The 24,112-nt window shown below is 48.9% G+C and carries 12 protein-coding genes and 1 CRISPR repeat array (1 of these 13 cut by a window edge); of the genes, 1 reads left to right on the forward strand and 11 read right to left on the reverse strand.

The features are described 5' to 3' along the window. Positions 1 to 7,827: direct repeats of the CRISPR family, unit length 28 nt; unit sequence GGATCACCCCCGCTCATGCGGGGAACAG; it begins 15,510 nt to the left of the window's first position. Between the two features lie 29 nt (positions 7,828 to 7,856). The 10 genes from cas2e to QBE55_03500 form a co-directional block, all read right to left on the reverse strand. Further along, positions 7,857 to 8,753, reverse strand: coding sequence for a type I-E CRISPR-associated endoribonuclease Cas2e (cas2e, locus tag QBE55_03455; GenBank protein WZL79233.1), 897 nt, complete (start codon positions 8,751 to 8,753; stop codon positions 7,857 to 7,859). After that, a complete protein-coding gene (gene cas1e / locus QBE55_03460) occupies positions 8,750 to 9,754 on the reverse strand; it encodes a type I-E CRISPR-associated endonuclease Cas1e (GenBank protein WZL79234.1) in 1,005 nt (334 codons plus the stop codon). Before cas1e ends, cas2e begins: the two co-directional genes overlap by 4 nt. Then, positions 9,699 to 10,397 carry a type I-E CRISPR-associated protein Cas6/Cse3/CasE gene (gene cas6e / locus QBE55_03465; protein WZL79235.1) on the reverse strand — a complete coding sequence of 233 codons (699 nt, stop codon included), beginning with the start codon at positions 10,395 to 10,397 and terminating at the stop codon, positions 9,699 to 9,701. The genes cas1e and cas6e overlap by 56 nt, the downstream gene beginning before the upstream one ends. Positions 10,398 to 10,400: 3 nt before the next feature. After that, positions 10,401 to 11,060: a type I-E CRISPR-associated protein Cas5/CasD gene (gene cas5e, locus QBE55_03470; protein ID WZL79236.1), complete on the reverse strand. Its 660-nt coding sequence runs from the start codon at positions 11,058 to 11,060 to the stop codon at positions 10,401 to 10,403. A gap of 47 nt (positions 11,061 to 11,107) precedes the next feature. Next, the gene (cas7e, locus tag QBE55_03475) at positions 11,108 to 12,217 is read right to left on the reverse strand and encodes a type I-E CRISPR-associated protein Cas7/Cse4/CasC (protein WZL79237.1); all 1,110 of its coding nucleotides are present in this window, start codon (positions 12,215 to 12,217) and stop codon (positions 11,108 to 11,110) included. 25 nt (positions 12,218 to 12,242) lie between these two features. Beyond that, positions 12,243 to 12,839, reverse strand: coding sequence for a type I-E CRISPR-associated protein Cse2/CasB (casB, locus tag QBE55_03480; protein ID WZL79238.1), 597 nt, complete (start codon positions 12,837 to 12,839; stop codon positions 12,243 to 12,245). Then, entirely contained in the window at positions 12,799 to 14,469 is a 1,671-nt protein-coding gene (gene casA, locus QBE55_03485) for a type I-E CRISPR-associated protein Cse1/CasA (GenBank protein ID WZL79239.1), read from the reverse strand. The genes casB and casA overlap by 41 nt, the downstream gene beginning before the upstream one ends. Next, positions 14,462 to 17,269, reverse strand: coding sequence for a CRISPR-associated helicase Cas3' (gene cas3, locus QBE55_03490; protein ID WZL79240.1), 2,808 nt, complete (start codon positions 17,267 to 17,269; stop codon positions 14,462 to 14,464). Before cas3 ends, casA begins: the two co-directional genes overlap by 8 nt. A 127-nt stretch (positions 17,270 to 17,396) precedes the next feature. Continuing rightward, complete coding sequence (locus QBE55_03495) at positions 17,397 to 17,831, reverse strand: hypothetical protein (protein WZL79241.1); 435 nt, start codon at positions 17,829 to 17,831, stop codon at positions 17,397 to 17,399. 154 nt (positions 17,832 to 17,985) lie between these two features. Further along, entirely contained in the window at positions 17,986 to 19,035 is a 1,050-nt protein-coding gene (locus tag QBE55_03500; protein WZL79242.1) for a WYL domain-containing protein, read from the reverse strand. A gap of 593 nt (positions 19,036 to 19,628) precedes the next feature. Here QBE55_03500 and clpB point away from each other — a divergent pair. After that, positions 19,629 to 22,244: an ATP-dependent chaperone ClpB gene (clpB, locus tag QBE55_03505; GenBank protein WZL79243.1), complete on the forward strand. Its 2,616-nt coding sequence runs from the start codon at positions 19,629 to 19,631 to the stop codon at positions 22,242 to 22,244. Positions 22,245 to 22,479: 235 nt separating this feature from the next. On the opposite strand, the gene QBE55_03510 is transcribed toward clpB, so the two are convergent. Further along, a complete protein-coding gene (locus QBE55_03510; GenBank protein WZL79244.1) occupies positions 22,480 to 24,012 on the reverse strand; it encodes an ABC-F family ATP-binding cassette domain-containing protein in 1,533 nt (510 codons plus the stop codon). Positions 24,013 to 24,112 lie beyond the last annotated feature (100 nt).

Raw genomic sequence — 24,112 nt, forward strand, 5'->3', positions numbered from 1 at the left:
CTCATGCGGGGAACAGCTCACCGTCTCGGGCGCACATCCCGGAATCGAAGGATCACCCCCGCTCATGCGGGGAACAGTTACGGTCAGAGTCTGCCAGGTAATCCAGATAAGGATCACCCCCGCTCATGCGGGGAACAGCTTACAATATGGACGGCAAACCGGAGGTGTATGGGATCACCCCCGCTCATGCGGGGAACAGCCGTAAAGCCATCTGATCTCTTATTCTCGATGGGGATCACCCCCGCTCATGCGGGGAACAGTACTAAAGGTTTGTAAGGCGCTCGGAATCACAGGGATCACCCCCGCTCATGCGGGGAACAGGATGCCGTAAGCCCGGGAGACGTAAATAAAGCAGGATCACCCCCGCTCATGCGGGGAACAGACAGTGGCATAATCTGCCATAGTCAGCTGGCCAGGATCACCCCCGCTCATGCGGGGAACAGGTGCTGCTCACTGGTCAACATCTTGTAATTCAGGGATCACCCCCGCTCATGCGGGGAACAGTAGGAACCTTTTTCTCCCAGCTGCCCGGAAAAAGGATCACCCCCGCTCATGCGGGGAACAGTATCTGTATATCAGATGCGAGTGGCATCGCCGTGGATCACCCCCGCTCATGCGGGGAACAGTAGCAGGCATTGTAGCGGCGATTACGGGTCTTGGGATCACCCCCGCTCATGCGGGGAACAGTCCGATGATAATTGCTACATGACGATTTATGAAGGATCACCCCCGCTCATGCGGGGAACAGTGTCATCAGAAGGCTGATGGGTGGCAGACTGTAGGATCACCCCCGCTCATTCGGGGAACAGTTTTGGTATAGCTTTTTGCATACCGCCTCTCCGGGATCACCCCCGCTCATGCGGGGAACAGCAAGGATATATGCAAAAGCTAATCCGGTATGTTGGATCACCCCCGCTCATGCGGGGAACAGGTCTGATTATCCACTATGTATATGGTGATGATGGGATCACCCCCGCTCATGCGGGGAACAGCCACTCCTGCTCATAGTTTTCTTCAAACTTTGCGGATCACCCCCGCTCATGCGGGGAACAGAAAGGCAATGGGTATTACGCATGGGACGGTAAAGGATCACCCCCGCTCATGCGGGGAACAGCTTATGCCTTGCGACATGGCATAGGCTTGTATAGGATCACCCCCGCTCATGCGGGGAACAGCTAATCCAAATCTTACTGCCGCTGGTAAAAGCCGGATCACCCCCGCTCATGCGGGGAACAGAGCGAACTTAAAGAAGTCAATCGGCAGCTTAAAGGATCACCCCCGCTCATGCGGGGAACAGCAGAAGATATGACGGAAGAAGAAATTCGGGAGAGGATCACCCCCGCTCATGCGGGGAACAGTACACCCGATAGACTGACATCCGCAATAGTAAAGGATCACCCCCGCTCATGCGGGGAACAGTAGATATTCTGCGATCATAAACAAAAAGAACGAGGATCACCCCCGCTCATGCGGGGAACAGGACTGGATATCTGAAGGGATTGCTCCTGGACTAGGATCACCCCCGCTCATGCGGGGAACAGGCTTTTGTCAACCGATACCGAGCCCAAATACAGGGATCACCCCCGCTCATGCGGGGAACAGGGCTGGACGGCAAAGAGTATAACCCCGGCAGCAGGATCACCCCCGCTCATGCGGGGAACAGGCACTACCTCCTGATACTGGGTGGTTATGTACAGGATCACCCCCGCTCATGCGGGGAACAGTCAATACCTTCAAGATCTCCGGCGGTAATCGGGGATCACCCCCGCTCATGCGGGGAACAGTTCCACAAAAACCAATATTCGATCTTTAACTGGGGATCACCCCCGCTCATGCGGGGAACAGCCGCGCCATGCCGTCAGGCCCCATACAGTCAGTAGGATCACCCCCGCTCATGCGGGGAACAGTTACAAAGGAACTTGATGGGGCGATCGGAAAAAGGATCACCCCCGCTCATGCGGGGAACAGTACAGCAGGGAGTGGCACCGTACGGATACGCAGGGATCACCCCCGCTCATGCGGGGAACAGCCGCAATATTCACAAAGTTTATCAATCATAAAGGGATCACCCCCGCTCATGCGGGGAACAGATTGGTTGCCGCCGTTATCTCTATCGGCGCATAGGATCACCCCCGCTCATGCGGGGAACAGAAACGCATCTCAAAGGCTTATAAAGAAAACGGAGGATCACCCCCGCTCATGCGGGGAACAGTTTGACCGGATCGAAGAATTAACCGTTTTTGAAGGATCACCCCCGCTCATGCGGGGAACAGGTCAAGTACGTTATAGGGCTACCGGGCATACCAGGATCACCCCCGCTCATGCGGGGAACAGGAAGTATTATCCAGCGGTGAAAACCTGCAAGGGGGATCACCCCCGCTCATGCGGGGAACAGAGCTGGATGATATTGAGATCCAGCTTGCAGATGGGATCACCCCCGCTCATGCGGGGAACAGGGACAAAGGCAATATCTCTACTGTATCATAACAGGATCACCCCCGCTCATGCGGGGAACAGCCAATGGGCGGCGAAGAGCAAATGCAAGCACAGGGATCACCCCCGCTCATGCGGGGAACAGCATTTTTTCCCCTCCAAATCATTAATTCGGTGAGGATCACCCCCGCTCATGCGGGGAACAGTATAGCGGTTTATTTGCTTTGCTGTTCGCTCCAGGATCACCCCCGCTCATGCGGGGAACAGTTGTACCGGCGTCGTGGATGGCTTTAAAAAGCAGGATCACCCCCGCTCATGCGGGGAACAGGGGCATCGCAAGCAACCACAGTGACGTGATGCAGGATCACCCCCGCTCATGCGGGGAACAGGAATTTGAGTATTTAGATTTTAACGACACTGAAGGATCACCCCCGCTCATGCGGGGAACAGAGCATGGCAGGCAGGCCAGGAGGTAGCGCGGTAGGATCACCCCCGCTCATGCGGGGAACAGGCAGCGACATTGTCAGTCACATGTACGACCAGAGGATCACCCCCGCTCATGCGGGGAACAGTGACGAACGGTACCTTGCTAATCGGTAAAAGCGGGATCACCCCCGCTCATGCGGGGAACAGTCGGTTTCCTCTCTGGCAATTTGCAGGATTTTAGGATCACCCCCGCTCATGCGGGGAACAGGTCCCCCCACTTTCGCGTGTATGAGGGGGGTTAGGATCACCCCCGCTCATGCGGGGAACAGAAAGCTACAACAGTATCCGCCGTCGGCACGGCAGGATCACCCCCGCTCATGCGGGGAACAGCGTCTTCCCTTACTATCATTTGTCTGATTACTAGGATCACCCCCGCTCATGCGGGGAACAGCTTTGCTGCCAATGCCCTAGATAAGTTTGGGCTGGATCACCCCCGCTCATGCGGGGAACAGCAGCCTGGGAGTGTATCACGAATGTTCAAGGAAGGATCACCCCCGCTCATGCGGGGAACAGCAGGTGCGATATTGATCGGGATCGCTGCCGTGAGGATCACCCCCGCTCATGCGGGGAACAGTCCGCCATGCCTGTATGGTCGGGTCTTATTGTAGGATCACCCCCGCTCATGCGGGGAACAGTCTTAATGTCTATACCAGCGCGATGAAAGCGTAGGATCACCCCCGCTCATGCGGGGAACAGGCGCCTTGCCGGACGCTCCCAACATCTGCACAAGGATCACCCCCGCTCATGCGGGGAACAGTCTTCATTTCTATTATCAATCCACCAACTTGCAGGATCACCCCCGCTCATGCGGGGAACAGTTCGACGAAATATACGAAGAAGCAGAAATCCAAGGATCACCCCCGCTCATGCGGGGAACAGCTAGTGGCTGCAATCGGGCCGCTGCTGTCCGTAGGATCACCCCCGCTCATGCGGGGAACAGTCCCAAACGCGGCACTAGCTATAGGCTTATATGGGATCACCCCCGCTCATGCGGGGAACAGGTGGGACGATGAGGACCACCTGGCAGCAGCAGCGGATCACCCCCGCTCATGCGGGGAACAGCTGTCCCAAACCCCTTGTTTATCCCTAAAATTGGGATCACCCCCGCTCATGCGGGGAACAGTATCGTCAGGTACCAGTACATCCAGAGATACTGGGATCACCCCCGCTCATGCGGGGAACAGGCGTGGCCGGCCGGGACGGAGGTAGCACGATAGGATCACCCCCGCTCATGCGGGGAACAGCTCCTTTTGTTTTTTGCTTCCTCTTGACTACATAGGATCACCCCCGCTCATGCGGGGAACAGCTTTGAAGGTGCTGAACCCGGACGAAAGGGACAGGATCACCCCCGCTCATGCGGGGAACAGGCACACTATCACCACATAAAAAAGCGCCCATTAGGATCACCCCCGCTCATGCGGGGAACAGTAGACTTTGTATGCAATGTTGCGGACGTTATCGGGATCACCCCCGCTCATGCGGGGAACAGTCAATATCATTACACATGATGTTTATTATAGTAGGATCACCCCCGCTCATGCGGGGAACAGTCCATTTCTTTTGCTGTTTTTGCGGCCTCCATAGGATCACCCCCGCTCATGCGGGGAACAGAGCAAGTAAAAGCGCTGGCCGAGGCAGAAGAAAGGATCACCCCCGCTCATGCGGGGAACAGACAGTGACTCCATCTACTATCTCTCCATCCTGAGGATCACCCCCGCTCATGCGGGGAACAGTTGTAATTGCAATGATAGTCCTGATAACCCTCAGGATCACCCCCGCTCATGCGGGGAACAGTCATCATACTCAATAAATCCTGTCTCTATTGTGGGATCACCCCCGCTCATGCGGGGAACAGTACCGTTCGGCTTGACTTTTGCTTTAACGTTTAAGGATCACCCCCGCTCATGCGGGGAACAGGTTGATTGGAAAAGAAAGTTAACATCTCGGAAGGGATCACCCCCGCTCATGCGGGGAACAGCGATTGCCAGCAGTGTTTGATAAAACTTTTCCAGGATCACCCCCGCTCATGCGGGGAACAGCATCACGTCTCTTCCGCGATACGCACCCGTTAAGGATCACCCCCGCTCATGCGGGGAACAGTTTAGTTCCCCAACTATGGTGGATAAGGGCTTCAGGATCACCCCCGCTCATGCGGGGAACAGACGCCAACATAACTCCACTGTTTTGCCAGATATTGGATCACCCCCGCTCATGCGGGGAACAGGGGTTCGGCCCATGCCAGATTATCCATATGTCAGGATCACCCCCGCTCATGCGGGGAACAGTATGGCAATTCTTGGAACCACTTGATGATGTTGGGATCACCCCCGCTCATGCGGGGAACAGTCAAACTGAACCAGAACGTGGAAAGTTGCAAGAGGATCACCCCCGCTCATGCGGGGAACAGTGATGTGGCGAGTCAGTACCTGGCAGGGATAAAGGATCACCCCCGCTCATGCGGGGAACAGTCGTATCCCAAAATAGGCTTCCAAACAACCTTAGGATCACCCCCGCTCATGCGGGGAACAGCTGTATTGCCATAGTAGGGTCCTGATCTATCGGGGATCACCCCCGCTCATGCGGGGAACAGTCCCGATCCTTTTCCCACCGCCAGCACCGTGAGGGATCACCCCCGCTCATGCGGGGAACAGTCATCTGAACAGGCCGCAACCTCACTAGCTAAAGGATCACCCCCGCTCATGCGGGGAACAGCTCCCCTTTCTTTAAGTCTTCGCACATAAGCACGGATCACCCCCGCTCATGCGGGGAACAGCGAATTCGCTCATATCTATATCCAGATCTTCTAGGATCACCCCCGCTCATGCGGGGAACAGGTTGGCAAGCAGCGTAACGGTCCGACAGGGATGGGATCACCCCCGCTCATGCGGGGAACAGCCGTTTTTAGATCTTCCCTTACTTTTGCACCCAGGATCACCCCCGCTCATGCGGGGAACAGTTGAGCTTCGACTCCCCTACGATTGCGCAGTGGGGATCACCCCCGCTCATGCGGGGAACAGTTGCAGAAAATCGACGAAGTAATGGGGGATAAAGGATCACCCCCGCTCATGCGGGGAACAGCAGACGATAAGGGATTATACGGAAAAGTAAAGAGGATCACCCCCGCTCATGCGGGGAACAGTCCGCCGCCAGCTTTTCCGCGCCGGCCTTATCGGGATCACCCCCGCTCATGCGGGGAACAGCAAACGGACATCTGGCGAGATGGTAGGGGTGGGGGATCACCCCCGCTCATGCGGGGAACAGTCAGCATGACACTTACGACATAACAAAATGAGAGGATCACCCCCGCTCATGCGGGGAACAGCCGGCAAGGGTCAAAGCAAGCTCGGTAAAGGTAGGATCACCCCCGCTCATGCGGGGAACAGTTATAGGTTGCCGGCTTTTTACTCTCTAAGCCGGGATCACCCCCGCTCATGCGGGGAACAGTAAAGGAAGTAAAGGCACTACAGAGGATGGATAGGATCACCCCCGCTCATGCGGGGAACAGGCAAATTGCACGAGAGGAAACCGAACAGGAAGGGGATCACCCCCGCTCATGCGGGGAACAGTTATACTCAATCCGTTCTGACTTTTTATCATCAGGATCACCCCCGCTCATGCGGGGAACAGTACCGCATACGACCAGCAGGCGATCATTGATAAGGATCACCCCCGCTCATGCGGGGAACAGAAGATGATAGTCCCTGCATCTTAAGCCTGTATAGGATCACCCCCGCTCATGCGGGGAACAGTTAAGCCGGGAAAAGAAGACGATACTATAATAAGGATCACCCCCGCTCATGCGGGGAACAGTAGACTCACCTAGGGTGCTATTTGTGGACATAAGGATCACCCCCGCTCATGCGGGGAACAGTCCTCCCTATCTTGTAAGACGATAGCCCCTGCAGGATCACCCCCGCTCATGCGGGGAACAGTTAAATCAGATGGTACAAAGGTTGGCGGATCCAGGATCACCCCCGCTCATGCGGGGAACAGCTTTTTTTTCCAGCTGTTCCATGCGATACGCTAGGATCACCCCCGCTCATGCGGGGAACAGTGCCCAAACGCTTCTTTAGCTTCCTGCGCTCTGGGATCACCCCCGCTCATGCGGGGAACAGTTTAATGAAATGATACCGTCCCCGGATAGAATAGGATCACCCCCGCTCATGCGGGGAACAGGCTAACAAAGGCGGAGGAAAAGCCGTCGGAGAAGGATCACCCCCGCTCATGCGGGGAACAGACCTTAATCCAGGCACAGCAGCGCATCGCACAGGGATCACCCCCGCTCATGCGGGGAACAGCATCGATTTTCCAGATTTATGCCCAAACAGTGGGGATCACCCCCGCTCATGCGGGGAACAGTCCAAAGATGCCTGCTACCGTACGTTTATCCAAGGATCACCCCCGCTCATGCGGGGAACAGCTCCAAAAGAAATATGGCTGTATATTACATCAAGGATCACCCCCGCTCATGCGGGGAACAGTAAAAACCCCGATATCTCCGCTTTCCATATCTGGGATCACCCCCGCTCATGCGGGGAACAGGGCAACGTTTAAAAAGAATCTTAGGAGGCAAGAGGATCACCCCCGCTCATGCGGGGAACAGTTGTAATCGCAATGGTTGTCCTGATAACGTTGGGGATCACCCCCGCTCATGCGGGGAACAGTTCCGTAGCCGGGGTTGCGACCGGTTCCCAGCAGGATCACCCCCGCTCATGCGGGGAACAGAATTAAGCGGTACAAATTGCCTTCTGATATAAAGGATCACCCCCGCTCATGCGGGGAACAGCGGGATAAGGCTCCCGGCGGGCCATTATATTAGGGATCACCCCCGCTCATGCGGGGAACAGGTAGCAAAAAAAGCAGGGATCGAAGAGACAAAAGGATCACCCCCGCTCATGCGGGGAACAGACTAAAATATTCCTGAGAACAAGCGGTTTTTACTTATCCTTTTGCTCTAAATCAATGAGTTTCTCATAAACCTGCTTAGTACTTAAACAATCTTGCATACTACGATGTAGACCATTCATTTGTAAACCAAAGTACTCTAGAAGCGTTTCGAGTTTATAATTATTTACATCATATACCAAACGTCTTGCAATTTGTAATGTATCAATCCATTGGTTTGAAAATAAAGGAAACTTGCATTTTTCACAAGCTGATCTCAGAAATCCATATTCAAAATCCGCATTATGTGCAATTACCGGAAAATCACCTACAAATTCAAGAAACTCCTGTAAAACTTCTTTTAATGTTCTACCGTCATTCTCAATTTCTTGATCAGTTATACCGGTTAATGCAGTTATAGACGCCGGCACTTTTACCTTTGGGTTAATCATCGCATGAAATTCATTCACAATTTCTCTTTCTTTTACGATAATTGCACCAATCTCTATTATTTCGTTTTCCATAAAAGATAGACCCGTTGTTTCTATGTCCATAACAACATACGTATCCGGCGCAGATCGACTTTTACTTTTAGCTTTTGACATCCGCTGGGCTTTTCGAATTTTGGCAGCTTTGCTGTATCCCAGCCGACGTTCACTCAATTTTTTGATACGCGCCGGGCTGGGACGCAGCATTAACTTCAATCCATCGAAATCAATCGGTTCCCAACTACTATGATGAACACGAAAGTCCATGTGTTGTTCGTTATTTGTGCTAAACACCATTGTCGCTCTTCCGGATTTGGCATTTTCACATACCCGTTCCCAAATTTCATCCCGCACTCTGGCACTGACCTGACCAACATAAACTCCAGTATTGATTTCCTGCAGCCACTTTGTCAAGTCACCACGCAGCGCAGATGGGCAATCCGTCAGTGTAAGCACAATCATTTTTTATCCTCCAGAATCGTACCATAGCCCACTTTTGTAGCTTCCTTTTCAGTGCCGTCATATTCCTTACCATAGGATACTCCATTCTCAACCAAGCCTTTTTTATCATCCCATAAATGAAGGACTTCTGTTTCCACTTCCTGTTTTGCAGCTGCCGTTTCTCCCAGTAAAAGAAAACGAATATCCTTGACAGTCTGTTCCAGAATATGTCCATCAGAAATAGCATCTCTTACTCGCCGCCTGGTTGCTGCTCCCACATCCTCCGGTTTTTCCGCAGCTACTTCAAATGCGATGGGAATGGTAATCCGCGCCTTATAAAGGTCAGCAATGTCGTAGACAAAAGATAATTCGTGACCGGTATGCACAAAACCCAGACCAGGAGAGCATCCAAGAGCAACAATAACGCTGTGAACAGCCCCATATAAGCATACATGCCCAGCAGACAATGCTTTATTGACATCGTCGCTGTTATCAAAGTTCTCCGGACTATATTCTCTCCCATTCCAGGGGATACCTGTCTCTTTGGATGCATGACGATAGACGGAACGGATTCGTGATCCTTCCCGCCCACGTAGTTGCTGCATCGTCATAGATGATACATCTTCGTTCGGAAATCGCATCTGATACATTTGTCTTGCCACCGAAACCCTTGATCTCACATTGGAAACAAGTTCTGCCTGTCGAATCAGCAAACGGGCCGAATGAGTAAGCGAGTAACCATGTGCATAATAACGTACACCATGCTCCCCTACCCATATGATACTTACGCCGTTACTCCCTATCAGTTCCATTGCCCGATGCGAGATATTCGTTCCGGGACCAAGCAATAAAACACTGAGTGATGCTGCGGGTACATGAACTGTTCCCCGGGAATCCGTTACAGTAATGGCACCATCCTGTCTGTTTACCAGACATCGCTCCAGATATAAAAAGGACATTCGTTCTTTAATCTGCGGTAGTGCTTGCAATACCGGCTTTTTTATTCCTGGTATCTTTCCCATCATTAACGCCTCTTATATGTGCTAAAGTCAGCAATCCACATCCATATGCTTTTTCCCGTCCAATCCCTGATAATAAGGATTGCTTGAAGCATTCAACATCAGATATAGTCAAAATTCCTTCAAAGGCTACCATATGTAATGTAATTTTATCTTTTTTGTTTTTGGAAAACTTCAGCCATTGGGAATGTGTCACATCAAATCCGCTCTCGTCCAACAAAAAGCCACACGTTTGCGACCGCTTCAAAAGCCATTGCTTTTGCTGATCCTGCGTTACATGGGCAAATACTTTCCCGCGCTCCGACTTATCGTTCTTCCCCTCAAAACTGCTACGGGTAGGATTAGCACTTAAGCGAAACTGCCAAATCTGACCTGTTTTCAAACGCGACAAAAACGGATCGTAATTTTTTGTTTGCCATTCCGAATCCTTATATCCAAATTGATCTACAATATGCATAAAGTCTCCCTGCTTTGCACTTAAAATAAGCAAATAGCAGATATCATTCAGCCAATCAATTCTCCAGAGATTACGTTGTCTATCGCCATCAAAGCTACATTCCACAGCACCATGCAAAATTTGCGGTGATGATAGTGCCCGCATGGTTTCTCTGCGTTTTGAATTCAATGCAATTCGGGATAAATACATTCTCTACTCCTCCTCCAGCTCAATCAATGGATCCTGTTCTGTTGTATTTTTGGGAACAAATGGCTTCCCATAAGGATTGGAGATACAGATGAAATTTGAACCGCAAACACGCCGAAATCCATATTCCCTGTGAGTTTGATCAAAGGACAGCGGCAAATCACGCTGTACATAACCACCAGCTGTTTCATTTCCCACGTCCATTAGAATAGGCAGGCGAACCTCCGCATCCTCCTTTTTCCTCATCCATTCATGAACCAGCCATGGCTCTTCCCTTAACGCTTCCAAAAGAGTCCTTCCTTCACGAACGCCAAGTGACAGGCGTCCTTCAGGAGGGCAGGAGCGCCTTCCAAGGAATAATGGAAACTCCGGATGCTGCAGAGCATAGTCAATTTGATCCAGAAAGGCATCTTCTCCCTCCAACCCTACCAGGAAAATTGCATCTGACAGATAATAACGAGTGGTAACATAAGTGGATTTTCTACTTTTTACTGTATGGTAATCCCGTAATAATATCCCATCCCGATCAACCCGTACACCAAATCGGAGAGCAGACAAGTCGTTTATTTTTTCATTCCGCCGCCGCCCAAGTGCAGCAGCGATCAAACCTACAACACCACTTTTTGTGGGCACACGTTCTGTACCTCGACGTTCAAACTTAACCATACCTCCCCATGATTGCAACGGCGCAGCCAAACGCATCAGCAAAGTGCTCATTGATCATCCCCGCCATTTCCCAAATGTACCTGAATCGCATCCTCCAATTTATTAAGTAAATCATTAAATGAATAAGCTTCACCCAAATCAGACAACGAATCACCTGTTACAAGAGACAGATCAGGCTTGCCAAGCCAATTTTCATACACTGTCTTTGTGTACTTTACGAATGCCTTTTCTGAAGCGGCTACAAATCCCTCATCGTTGTTTTTCCCTGCTTTTATAGGATCTTCAAAGGCACCAACCAGATTGATGGGCTGGTCGGTACGCAGTGTAACCAGAACGGCATCCGGCAAAGTGCGATTCGCAAAAGTATTTTGCTTTCCGGTTGGCATAGAGCAGACAAACGCACGAACGAATCCTTTTACTGCATCTGCTGTATCTTTTCTTAGCTGACGATGCAATTCATGTACAGCCACTGTCGCATAGCGATACAAAGTCGAAGAGTTGAATTCCACCGTTCCGATATGTCCGGCACCGGCATTGTCTTCCGGAGCCATATCATCCACAGCGGTAAAGTAGTCATATTCATTATTCACCTTATGCGTCGAAATGCTATGGGCTACCTGAGCACAGGCATCTGTATTTAATGAAGGATCATCCGCCACCATGCGACCAAACAACGCAATATCTATACCCGGAAATCCCTTTAATGCATTCTGCACCTTTGTCTTGGCTTCTTTTGTCAATTTGGCCTTAATTGTATCCGGATCATTTACTGCAAGTTCGGACAGCGCCTTCGCCTGTGCAAAACTCAGAAAAAACAAGGCATCTGTACCATTCTCAACTGTTTTAATTTTAAGACCGGCATTTTTCAATATTTGCTCTGCTGCCTTCTCAGGATCATCAACGCCTCCCAGCGCCTGAATTTCATTTGCCACCATCTGAACAATATGTTTTGTCCGTGCACTTAAATTCTCCTTTGGAAATATATCCCTGAACATATCCCGCATAGCTTTTTTCCAGCTCTGAGAGGAGACTCTTGCACGCACTGCACCGCCATATATAGCAGTCTTTGGGCTGCCGGTATCGTCACGATTGACACAGCTTGGAGGTACTGTCTGGAGCACATGCACATCCACATAAAGTCTGTTATTTGATTTCATAATAAAAACCACCCTTTCTTATTGTTCAATCATTTTTATTTTCTTCCGAATTCTGAATTCGATAAAAGTCCCGTCCCCATTTTAAGCGCACACCATCTCTGGCTTCAGGAAACTGAAATCGATAAAGATCTTCTGCCAGTGCCGGATAATCCAACGCAATGTTTTCCGATTTCAGAAGCTGAATTAACCCACGTAAATGATGGGAAAGTTCCTCCATGCTGTCTGAAGTAACGACCGTATCAAAACGTCTTTTAATTCTCTTTTCATCCTCATCATTTTTTACCAGTTTTCGAGCAGCAACACCAAGAGATTGTTTCTCCTGACACATACATTGATTCACATTTCCCCCCTGCTGGTGCAGAGCATAAAAGGTAAGAGCTATGTATACAGCCCACTCGCCTTGTGTTGGACTATCCCCCTTCCCCTGTAATGTTTCCGGCAGGCCATTCAGTGTAACATCCCAGAGTTCCGGCATACTACCGGGCATTTTACCAATTCCTCTGCGCAATTTCGCTAAAGTTGCTTTCACAGCAGATTCCTTATGGCTTTCTGTCAATTGCTTAATCTTGTAACGCACAAAGTTACTTACTTGCTTTCTTGGTTGCTTTTCCTGATCTGCCATTCTTCTTCTCTCCTTTCTCTAAACTCTCCCGTGTAGCAGTACGATACAAAAATTGGTTATAAACTTCCGGGGCGATATAGCGGTATTCTTTTTTGGTCTTCATGTTCATAAGACTTCGTCCCACATAAGCCTGCGGGCCACATTGACCCACCAACTCCTTTCCTAAAACGCGAATAATTCGTTTCTCCTCTTCCCACCAACCAGAACAGGATTTATCCATGCTATCCTTTTTCGGATCAATCCCTTCCAACCATTGACGAAATGGAATATCCAATCGAAAATATGCTTGTTCCCTGGCTGAATTTTGCTGATTTTTGCCATCCGTATCTCCCGTTGCCCGGGCAAGATTGCTTGCAAGCCATCCTACCTGTCCAACAAGTTTATCTGCAACTTCTATTTCATTAATGATGCGCATCGTCCAATCTTCTCCCAAGCTCATCAGCAAATTCGTATTGAAAGATAATGAATCACTAAACACATCTTCGACTGACATATTTATCATCCCAGTACTATTGTATTTAACCGCAGCAGTCATAAATTTACAGTGAGTATCCGGAATCAACCCCTTTCTTTTCAAAATAGCAGTCCAACTTATCACCCCAGGACGATGTTTGCCCTCACCCTGTGAAATGAGAGTTGAAAAATCTCTCCACAACTGGCGTGTCGGATCATGTCTTTTGGGATAGTATTCCGGCGGATCTCCCTCTTTTTTTGCAGCGTTCCTCCAAACAGTCATTTGTTCGGCAAATGCTTTTTCCTCTGAAAAAAAGTCCCCGCCTCGAAGCAAGTAGCCTGTCACTAAATCCCCTTTTCGCTTGAGCAGCAAACGACGTGATTGTAAAGTAAGCAGTTCAGAAGGATTATCCGGAATTGTAATGACACAGGAAGCATCAGATCTAACTGTTCCTAATTCCCAGATCGGTTTTTCTTTACCCCATAGTTTTTCTTCACCGTCTTCTAAGAAAACAAGATTCAGTAATAACGTTTCAAATAAATCTTTGCCTTCTGCTACAATCAAACCCAATCTCCCTAACCATCCCACTTTATATTTGGGCTGCTTATTCTCACCACGTCCCTTACTACTTCCAGACACATCATCAAATCCATTCACATACAGGAGCCAACGAGCAGCCTCCGCATAAGTTAATGTATTCTTTCCATCTCCAGTGCGTTGTGAAAATAATCGGACCTTGTTATTGCTTTCCGATAACTCCCCATTCATTTTTGCCGCAGTATATTTAATTGCCTTATTCAACCCTGCCACTTGATAAAATGGCCGTTCGGGATGAAAGAGATAAAATCGCTCTTCGTAATGCAAAAGATAGTCCTCCATGATCTGCATGGGGAAAGAGCCCCTATCCCATAAGGATTTCCATCTCCTCAAAGCATCCTCAGGTGATGTAATCTGAGCGAATTGTCCATTTACATCATAGCGTGCAAACACAGCATGCAAAACGGCCAGAAGCAATCGAAGTACTGCCACATCCTGTGTTGGAAGTTCCCCAGCCAGGCGTTGATATTCCGGAGCATGCTGGAATACATCCAACAAGGAAACTTCTTCTTCCTTGCCATCCTTTCTCATTACCAAAATCCATGGTTCATGCAACAGGCAAAATTCTTTTTCAGGCATTATCATTAACCTCCTTTTTATAACGTAATCCATAAGTGCGATCATAGTTAAGATGGTAACCACACAAACTTCCTGAACATTGACTATCCAAAATTAAAAACAGTTCGCCTTTCAACCACGTCGACTCCTGCCATACAGATAGCCGTTCACTATTGACTTCCTCCAATTCTTCAATGGTTTGGTCAATAATCCATGGTGCACAAAGAGCGTTAGGCAAGCGAATACTTTGACGGGCAAGTGCTTTTGCCAGATGATTACTGGGTACATCAGTCGGCGATATTTCACGGCCTTCTTCCTGCCAAGGCAAAAAGCATAGCCTGCCGTCGCCGGTTTCCCGAATCAACAACACCTCAATGGATTCATCCGTGTCACGAACCGCTGCTTCTCCACGCTTTTCCGACACATCCGTATCCAGCCAGCCCACCAGATTCTGCAGTGAGTTCGACCAGGGTGGAGATATCCGAAACTTTTTAGCCATATCCTCTTTCTTCTCAATCCGCTTTTCCTGTTCTCTTTTCGCTTTCTGATAATCCGCTGGTTTCGGAGAAAAATCAATATTTTCATCATAAACATTCTGCACCAGCTGTGGAATATCCTTCGGTATTTCGACTTGTTTTGGCAAAAATGCTTTCGTGCGCATTAACAAATACTTCCCATAAATTGCCTCCGCACCCTCTTCAAAACTATCGTCACCGAGGACGCCCATAATCAAACATTGCGGCACTTGGAGTTTTGCCCTTCTTGACCTTTTATGCCGATGCAAACGTCCGATTCTCTGCAGCAATAAATCCATTGGACAAATATCCGTCACCAGAGCATCAAAATCTATGTCGAGAGATTGCTCCAGTACCTGCGTTCCGACGACAATGCGCTTTTCCGGGCGTCTTGTCTCTCCCCCCGGTTTTCCCAATTCCCTTCGTAAATCATCCTCTTTCTTAATTCTATCCGGAGCCAGGAAAAGAGAATGAAGTAATTTTACAACACCTTCTCCAAAATGATCGATCAGAATCCGTGTTAATTCCTGCGCACGTTTTACAGTATTAACGATTACACCGACACAACCCCCTTCCCAAAGAAGAAAATCCAGTTTGTTTACAAGATCCTCTTCTGAAAGGAAATCAAGTGAAACCATCCTGGAATCTGCTTTATCCGGCAAAACGGATTTTTGCTTTATTTGATTCCCATTCGTATAGGTAATTAGTGGATAGTCCCGACTTGTTGTCCATCCCTCAGTTTCTTCGCTCAAAGGTTTTGCATTTCGTCCTAATGGATCATCCTGTTGCACCGGCAAATAATCCTTGTTCTGATATGCTCTGATCACCGCCTTTCGTTTTTTAGCAGGCAAAGTTGCCGAAAGCACAATAACTGGTACGTGATATCTGCCAAGCCAATTCAGTGCCCGATACAGATACTGATTCATATAGGCATCATAAGCATGACATTCGTCAATGATAACAACCTTATCGGAAAGCCCAAGATGGCGAAGCATTACATGCTTCTGCTTCAACGCCGCAAGCAGAAGTTGATCAATCGTCCCGACAACAAAATCAGCAAGCAGAGTTGTTTTCTTCCCTTCAAACCACTGATGCACAAAAACACCACTGTCGCCTTCTTCATCAATTCCGATGTTCGTGCTTCCCTTCAGATACTTCAATGATTGAATCTCACGATTAAACTGTGCTTTTCCATGAGCCAATTCCAGAGAGTGTTTGCTATCTGCATTTAATGCGTTTATCCAGTCAATAATACGACGTAAAATACCATCGGCTGTCGCCTGTGTCGGCAAGGCGAAAAATATACCGGAACAATTTGCTTTATAGGCGAATACTTCAGCGCAGGCCAAAGCTGCTTCCGTTTTACCGGATCCCATAGGAGCTTCCAATACAAGAATGCCAGGATCCTGAATAGCAGCTGCCGTTTTTTCAACAGCTGTCTGCATGATTTTCGGTGCTGAAAATCCAAACCGTTCCGGATACAAATCAACTGACTTCCATGTGTCACTTGCTTTCCAGGGGTCCGTAAGGTTCAATATCTCCCACGCTTCCTGAATCCGCGTTTTCGGATCCAGGGATTCCGATAAATCCTCCAGACGTATATATGGAAAATAGTCTTCATTACTGGCAATCCAATCTGCCATAATCAGCAGCCCGCAAAGCAATACCTGAGATTGCATATTGGGATTTGGGACTTCAGATATATTGGAGAACCCTGCCTGATCCAACGCAAAACTCAGCAATTCCCTCTGAACATACGTCCAGGCTTCTTTTCCTTCCCTTTCCATATAATAATTCATTGGATAGGTATTGAGACCATATCTTAGTAACGTATCTGCCTCAGGAGGTTTGCCATGATGCGAGCCCAAAACTGCAGCGACACTTTCAGAACATTTGGCATCCAGCAATAAAACTTGCGTTGCAAGAGCATGCGGTGTCCTGCTTGCATTTATAAATTTCTGATAAGACTGCATAGGTAATCCTGCAGCGATCAATTCCTCCTCTATTCGCACATCCAACTCATGATTCAGTGGAATGCATTGCTTTGCCTGAAATACAGGTGTCGCTTTCCCCAGATCGTGTACTGCAGCCAAAAATACAAAAAGCTGCAAAGGGTCTGCATTGCCCAATCCGCTGATGCCATCAACAATCGTCTCCTTTACACCTTCCGGAAGCCATTTATTCCATAGCCTCCTGGCAACCGAAGCAGAATCGGACAGATGTATGTATAGTGGGAGCCAAAGCGGATCACCATTTTTACTCGATTTCTTTGCCCAGAGCCTTTGGGCAGCTTTAGATAGCGTCATCTTATTCGACTTCCTTGTCAGTTATTTAATAAAACTTGTAGTTAAATTGTATATATGAGTTTTTTAATTGAAAAAACCTACATAATTTATCATATAGCAAAAAAGCAAATAAGACAAGAACCCCCTTTCATTCATCAAACTTTACCACTGTCAGCACCAGCTGATCCTCCCTGTATGCTGGACTGACATAAATGCTGACCTGTTTATCCCCAACCTGCGGGACCGGGCCGGGCACCTCCTCTGTCATAACCACCTTATAGGTTCCCTCCGGAGCTTTTACCGTAACATGATAAACTTTTCCTTCCTTTTCGATGGCCGCAATGTCCCCGGTCAGGCAGACTATTTTACCGTTCATATTGCCTCCCATTATGTCGTCATAGTCCGCCTGCACCGCTGCCATCTCCGGGGCGTTCACGGCATACACCATGCCAATGGCCCCCAGGAGCAGGAAAGACACGGCAAAAATCCCAAGTATTCTTTTTGACTGTTGACGTCTTGCTTTGAAAAATAGGACAATCAGGCATACTACAAATCCAATTACTCCAACCAGAAATAACTCCATGACAAACAAAAGCCTCCAACAAGTGATTTTATTGTTTATAATGCTCTGCCAGGCCCATAACAATCACAACCGGTATCAGCAAAACGCTGCAAGTGATCCAGAACATATCCCTGCCCCCTTCAAACTGCCATCGGACATCTCTGTCCCTCCGGCTTTATATCTTTTCCTGATCTTCCTGTCCTTTTACAGGATCGATCCTTTGAGGGCCGTCCTTCTCCCGGCTGTTCTTCTGGGAATCCTCCGGTTTCGCATATAATTTTTGTACTTCGCATGTCTCCTGTACAATCTGATCGGCCAGCTCCTGCGGCTTGATTACCCTGGCCAGCCTTCCGAATCCCAGGACCCATTTCTTGATTTCCTCCAGGCCATCCACCCTCGCACGGAAAATAATGGAACCATCTTTTCGTGCTATAATTTTCTGAGTGGGGAGCCACAGTTTTTCAGACACCCAGACAGAAGCAGGATGATAGAACTGGATCTCCACCTTCCTTTGCTTCCCCTTGATCAGGGTAAAGGTATCCTGCAGATAAGTATGCGGAGAATAATCGTCCTTTATTTTATAAGTATCAGTCAGCACCTCAATTCCTTCTATCCGCATGAGCTTGAACATGCGGATTGTCTCCCGCAGATGGCAATAACCGATGACATACCAGGAGGAATCCCGGAAAATAAGGTTATAGGGATCCAGTTTCCTTACGGTGGACTGCTTCTTGATGGGATTGTTATAATCAATGCGGATACTGTTTCTGTGCAGTATAGCCTGCTGGATGGTACGCAGATAGTCCCCTGTTTTCTTTGTGATATCCGCTTTCCCCCTACTGTCGGCAAAATCGCTTTGATCTGTGGGATGCGAAGTGTCTATGACTTTGCCCTGCGCCACTTTGATCTTGGCAAATGCTGTTTTGATCTCATGCTCATAGGTGAATCCATTGGTTTTATTTAAAAATTCTTCGGCAAGCAACAGGGCGCTGTACTCCACTTCATCCAATCCGGGCGGCCGAAACTCATAGTCTTTGCTCAGATAATATCCGCCGTTTTTGCCGCTCATGCCTTCAATGGGGACACCCTCCATCCGCAGGCTCTCAATATAGGCCTTGATGTTCCTCGGGGATGTCTCCAGCAGCTCGCCCAGTCTCCCGGCACTGATCATATAATAGGTCTGCAGCAGGGCAACAATTTTAAACATCATAGCAATTTTACTCATGACATCTTCCTCCATCGATTTCCTTTATTATATTATCACAGTAATCAGACACTATAGTATACACAAATGTATGTTCTTCTATGGTTCCCTTTTTATTGTCGAAATTTGAATATTCCTGTTGTATTGGTACTCGTCATTCCATTTGCTGCGGCTTCCTATTGATATCATTCTCCAGATCTCCTCCGTTTCCTTTTATTTTTCATTATATTTAACAGTTATTCCGCATTTATCCATGTTACGGACTAACCTGTATAATATTACCTTTCGGCATATCGTTTCCATTGTTTATAGTGTGTTTATAGTGGAATGTTGTTATGAAGGAATACTTCGCTCAGAATGTCCAAATACCGAGGTGTGTGTAGCAGGATAATGTAGTTGCAGGGCAATGTGGTTACACAGAATATTTTCAAATTTTCAAATCCCTCTTGCATAATTCAGGGAAAAGCATTATAATATTTTTAAAGGTCAAAGTAAGTCAAATTAAGGTGAAAAACCTTTGCTGGTGATGGCGGGTTTGGAACCCTGGTTGGGGCCTTTAATATAGTGTAATTCAAAATGTAATTGGAAATACAAAATGCAGGAGGGCGAAAGACATGAATCTGGAGAAATTTACACAGAAAGCACAGGAGGCCATCCTGGATGCGCAGAATATTGTCATTGAAAAGCAGCAGCAGGAACTGGACGACCTGCACCTTCATCTGGCACTGGTGAATCAGAAAGACGGTTTGATCCCCATGCTGCTGGAGGGAATGAATGTACCGGTCCCGCAATACGTAAAGTATCTGGAAGACCAGGTGGACAAAAGGCCGAAAGTTGTCGGCAACGTGCAGCCATACGCCACCAGACGCTTCAGTGAAATCCTGGTCCGGTCGGAATCCGAGGCAAAGGAATTCAAAGACGACTACATCAGCGTAGAGCACATGTATCTGGCAATTTTGGACGATCGGGACACGCAAAGGGGTCTGAAATCCTTTGGTATCACCAAAAATGGTTTTCTGAAACAGCTTGCGGAGGTTCGCAAACAGCATCGGGTCACCACTCCCAACCCGGAATCCACCTACAATGCGCTGAAGCGCTTCGGCAGGGACCTGGTGGAGGAAGCCCGCAAAAACAGGCTGGATCCGGTCATTGGCCGGGATGAAGAGATCCGTCATACCATACGTATCCTGAGCCGCCGAACCAAGAACAATCCCGTCCTCATCGGAGAGCCCGGCGTCGGAAAAACCGCTGTAGTGGAAGGCCTGGCGCAGCGGATAGTAAAGGGGGATATCCCGGAATCCCTGAAGGACAAGAAAATATTTGCACTGGACCTGGGGTCCCTGCTCGCCGGAGCCAAATACAGGGGTGAGTTTGAGGAGCGTCTGAAATCTGTCCTGAAGGACATTACGGATTCCAGGGGAGGGATTCTGCTGTTCATCGATGAGATCCATAACATCGTAGGCGCAGGCAAGACGGAAGGGTCCATGGATGCCGGCAATATGCTCAAGCCCATGCTGGCCCGCGGTGAGCTCCACTGCATCGGCGCCACCACATTGGACGAGTATCGGAAATATATTGAAAAGGATGCGGCACTGGAGCGAAGGTTTCAGCCGGTAATGATTGATCAGCCCAGTGTGGAGGATACCATCTCCATCCTCCGTGGCCTGAAGGAGCGTTATGAGATTCATCACGGCGTGCGGATCACCGATAATGCGCTGATCGCCGCCGCTACCCTGTCCAACCGGTATATTTCGGACCGCTTCCTGCCGGATAAAGCCATCGATCTGATTGACGAGGCCGGCGCCATGCTTCGTACCGAGATTGACAGCATGCCGGCCGAACTGGACGAAATCACCCGGAAAATCATGCAACTGGAGATTGAACGGGAAGCCCTGAAAAAGGATCAGGACGATCAGCGCTCTGCCGAACGGCTGAAAAATGTGGTCAGGGAAATCTCCGAACTGAAGGAACAGTCCAAATCCATGACAGCGCAGTGGGAGTCGGAGAAAAAGTCCATCAAAGAGGTCAATCACATAAAGGAACAGATCGAACAGACCAGGGCAGAGATCGAACGGATGGAGAGGGAATACAACCTGAACCGGATGGCAGAGCTCAAATACGGGATCCTGCCCGGCCTGGAAAAACAGCTGGAGGAGCTGAAGAACAAGGCGGAGTCTTCCGATCATACCAAGCGTCTCCTGCGGGAAGAGGTCACGGAAGAGGAAATCAGCGATATCGTATCCAAATGGACGGGAATCCCTGTTTCTAGCCTGGTGGAATCCGAACGGGACAAGCTTCTCCGTCTGGGAGACATCATGCATGAACGGGTCGTAGGGCAGGACGAAGCAGTAAACTCCGTTGTCAATGCCGTAATCCGTGCCCGGTCCGGAATGAAGGATCCCAGGCGGCCCATCGGCTCTTTCATCTTTATGGGACCCACCGGTGTCGGCAAGACGGAAGTGGCCAAAACCCTGGCAAGGGTATTGTTTGATACGGAGGACAATGTCGTGCGTCTGGATATGTCAGAGTACATGGAGAAATTTTCCGTATCCCGTCTGGTCGGCGCACCTCCGGGATACGTAGGATATGAGGAAGGCGGCCAGCTGACAGAAGCAGTGCGCAGGAAACCATACTCCGTGGTGCTGTTCGACGAAATTGAAAAGGCTCACAGGGATGTATTCAACATCCTGCTGCAGCTGCTGGATGACGGTCGGCTGACCGACAGCCAGGGCCATGTGGTGGACTTCAAGAATACCGTAATCATCATGACGTCCAATATCGGCAGCGATATTCTGATGGATCGCCTGTCCGGCAAGGGCCAGATTGATGAACAGACCCGAAATCTGGTCATGAATGAGCTGAAGGGCCATTTCCGCCCCGAGTTCCTGAACCGTGTGGACGATATTGTGCTGTTCAAGCCTCTCCGGAAGGATGAGATCCGAAAAATCGTGGACATCCAGCTAAGGGGCCTGCAGAAACGCCTGGAGGATCAGGAAATCAAGCTTATCGTCAGCGACGAAGCAAAGGATCAGATCGTGGAGAAAGGATTCGATCCGGTATATGGCGCCCGTCCCATCAAACGCTTTATCGAACGTTATATTGAGACCACTCTTGGCAGGGGAATCATAAAGGGTGAGATTGGCCCGCGCAATACCGTGGAGCTGACGACAGACAATGATCAGTTTACCTGCCGGGTGCTGAATGTGGCGCAGGCTGCAAAGGAAGTATAGATGCATGAAAAGCGGGATGGCCAAGGCCGACTCATGGAGCTGATCCAATTAAGAACAGTCCCATGAAAGAACCCGGAATCCCGAAAAATGAACAAACAGGGAAGACACAGAAAAGAAGGCCGGTGTGGTACGATACTGCACCGGTCTTCTCTCCTCCTTTTTAACACGCTCATAGTCTCTTCTGCAAACAGAACGGATGCCAGTCGTAAAAAGCTCGCTGAAAGCCTTTATGAACTTAGCATTTCTCAACATCGATTACTTTTTCAATCCAGTCCCGATAAAATATTTCTTCATGGGAAACAAGCAGAACGGTACCCGAAAATTCACACAGAGCCGTTTTCAGGGAATCCTTCGCCGAAACATCCAGGTGATTGGTCGGCTCGTCCAGAATCAGAAAATTGCAGGGAGAAAGGGTAAGCAGAGCCATCTTCACCTTGACCTGTTCACCCCCGCTCAATGTTCTAATGGGCTGCATGGCGTGCTTGCCGGAAATCCCGCACTGCGCAAGATGTTTTCGTATGTCTTTCACGATCCGGTCAGGATAAGCATCGGAAACAATCTGTATCGGCGTCCGTGTGTCGTCCGGCCATCCCAGTTCCTGCTCAAAATATCCGGTTGTCACCTGGGGCGAAAAGTTGTAATGCCCTTCCATGGATGGAATCTGTCCCATTAAGGTCTTCAGCAATGTGGATTTCCCAATTCCGTTGAATCCTGTCATGACAACCTTCTGCCCGCCTTTGATGCGAAAGCTGATATGTTTCAAAATAGGATAGTAATATCCTACCGCCAGATTTTTCACCGTCAGGTGTTCAGCATCGGTCAGGGGCAGCTCCGGGAAATGAAAATACGGCTTGATTTCTTTTTGATCCAACGCTTCCATTTTCTCCATATGATTCAACTGCTTTCGCCGGCCCTTTGCCATTTTGGACTTTCGCCCGGCAATATTCTTCCGGATAAACTCTTCGGTCCGTTTGATTTCTTTTTGCTGGGCAGAATACTGTCGGATGTAGTCCTCCCTTAAGAGCGTCTTCTTTTTCAAAAACTCCGTATAGCTTCCGTAGTATTTTGTGATCGTGACATTATCAATATCACATATCCTGTTAGATATTTTATCCAAAAACGAAAAATCATGGGATATCACCATATAGGCATTTTCCAGAGAGGAAAGATAGTCCGCAAGCCATGCGATGTGTTCCCGATCCAGAAAATTCGTCGGTTCATCCAGAAGCAGAATACCCGGCTTCTCCAGCAGCAGCTTTGCCAGGATCACTTTTGTACGCTGCCCGCTGCTCATTTGCTCCATCCTGCGGTCCAAACCAATGGAATGCAGTCCCAGCCCATTTGCCACCTGTTCAATTCGTGTATCAATGGAATAAAAATCCCGAACCTCCAGTTCCTCCTGATATCGGGCTGCAGTATGGAGGGAAGCTTCGTCCCCGTCCGCTGCCTTTTCATACCGCCGGATCATTTCCCTCTCCATTTGATACAGTTCGGAAAAAGCCGACTTCAGGAAGTTTCGCATGGTCACCTGCCCGTCTGTTTTTGCATATTGATCCAGATATCCAATGGTGACCCCGGGCTGCAGAAGGATTCTTCCTGCATCGGGTATCACCTGCTCCGTGCAGATCCGGATCAAGGTTGTCTTTCCTGTGCCGTTCTGTCCGACGATCCCAATATGCTCTCCCTTTTCCAAGGTCAGTCCGGCATTTCTATAAAGAAGATTCTCGCCAAAGGAATGCGTTAATCCCCTGATTTCCAGTAAGCTCATATTTCATCAAATCCTTTCCCAAAACAAAAGAAGCAGAAGGCATTCTTTCTTCCTGTATTCTGCCTTCTGCTTCTGAACTTTAAGGGGTTCATAAAAAACA

The sequence above is a fragment of the Eubacteriales bacterium mix99 genome, from assembly GCA_038396605.1.
GTDB lineage: Bacteria > Bacillota > Clostridia > Caldicoprobacterales > DTU083 > UBA4874.

Coding starts and splice junctions, on each gene's coding strand:
- casB (WZL79238.1), bottom strand. CDS start 12,839: ATGGCAGATCAGGAAAAGCAACCAAGAAAGCAAGTAAGTAACTTTGTG.
- casA (WZL79239.1), bottom strand. CDS start 14,469: ATGCCTGAAAAAGAATTTTGCCTGTTGCATGAACCATGGATTTTGGTA.
- cas1e (WZL79234.1), bottom strand. CDS start 9,754: ATGGGAAAGATACCAGGAATAAAAAAGCCGGTATTGCAAGCACTACCG.
- QBE55_03495 (WZL79241.1), bottom strand. CDS start 17,831: ATGGAGTTATTTCTGGTTGGAGTAATTGGATTTGTAGTATGCCTGATT.
- cas3 (WZL79240.1), bottom strand. CDS start 17,269: ATGACGCTATCTAAAGCTGCCCAAAGGCTCTGGGCAAAGAAATCGAGT.
- QBE55_03500 (WZL79242.1), bottom strand. CDS start 19,035: ATGAGTAAAATTGCTATGATGTTTAAAATTGTTGCCCTGCTGCAGACC.
- cas6e (WZL79235.1), bottom strand. CDS start 10,397: ATGTATTTATCCCGAATTGCATTGAATTCAAAACGCAGAGAAACCATG.
- cas2e (WZL79233.1), bottom strand. CDS start 8,753: ATGATTGTGCTTACACTGACGGATTGCCCATCTGCGCTGCGTGGTGAC.
- clpB (WZL79243.1), top strand. CDS start 19,629: ATGAATCTGGAGAAATTTACACAGAAAGCACAGGAGGCCATCCTGGAT.
- QBE55_03510 (WZL79244.1), bottom strand. CDS start 24,012: ATGAGCTTACTGGAAATCAGGGGATTAACGCATTCCTTTGGCGAGAAT.
- cas7e (WZL79237.1), bottom strand. CDS start 12,217: ATGAAATCAAATAACAGACTTTATGTGGATGTGCATGTGCTCCAGACA.
- cas5e (WZL79236.1), bottom strand. CDS start 11,060: ATGGTTAAGTTTGAACGTCGAGGTACAGAACGTGTGCCCACAAAAAGT.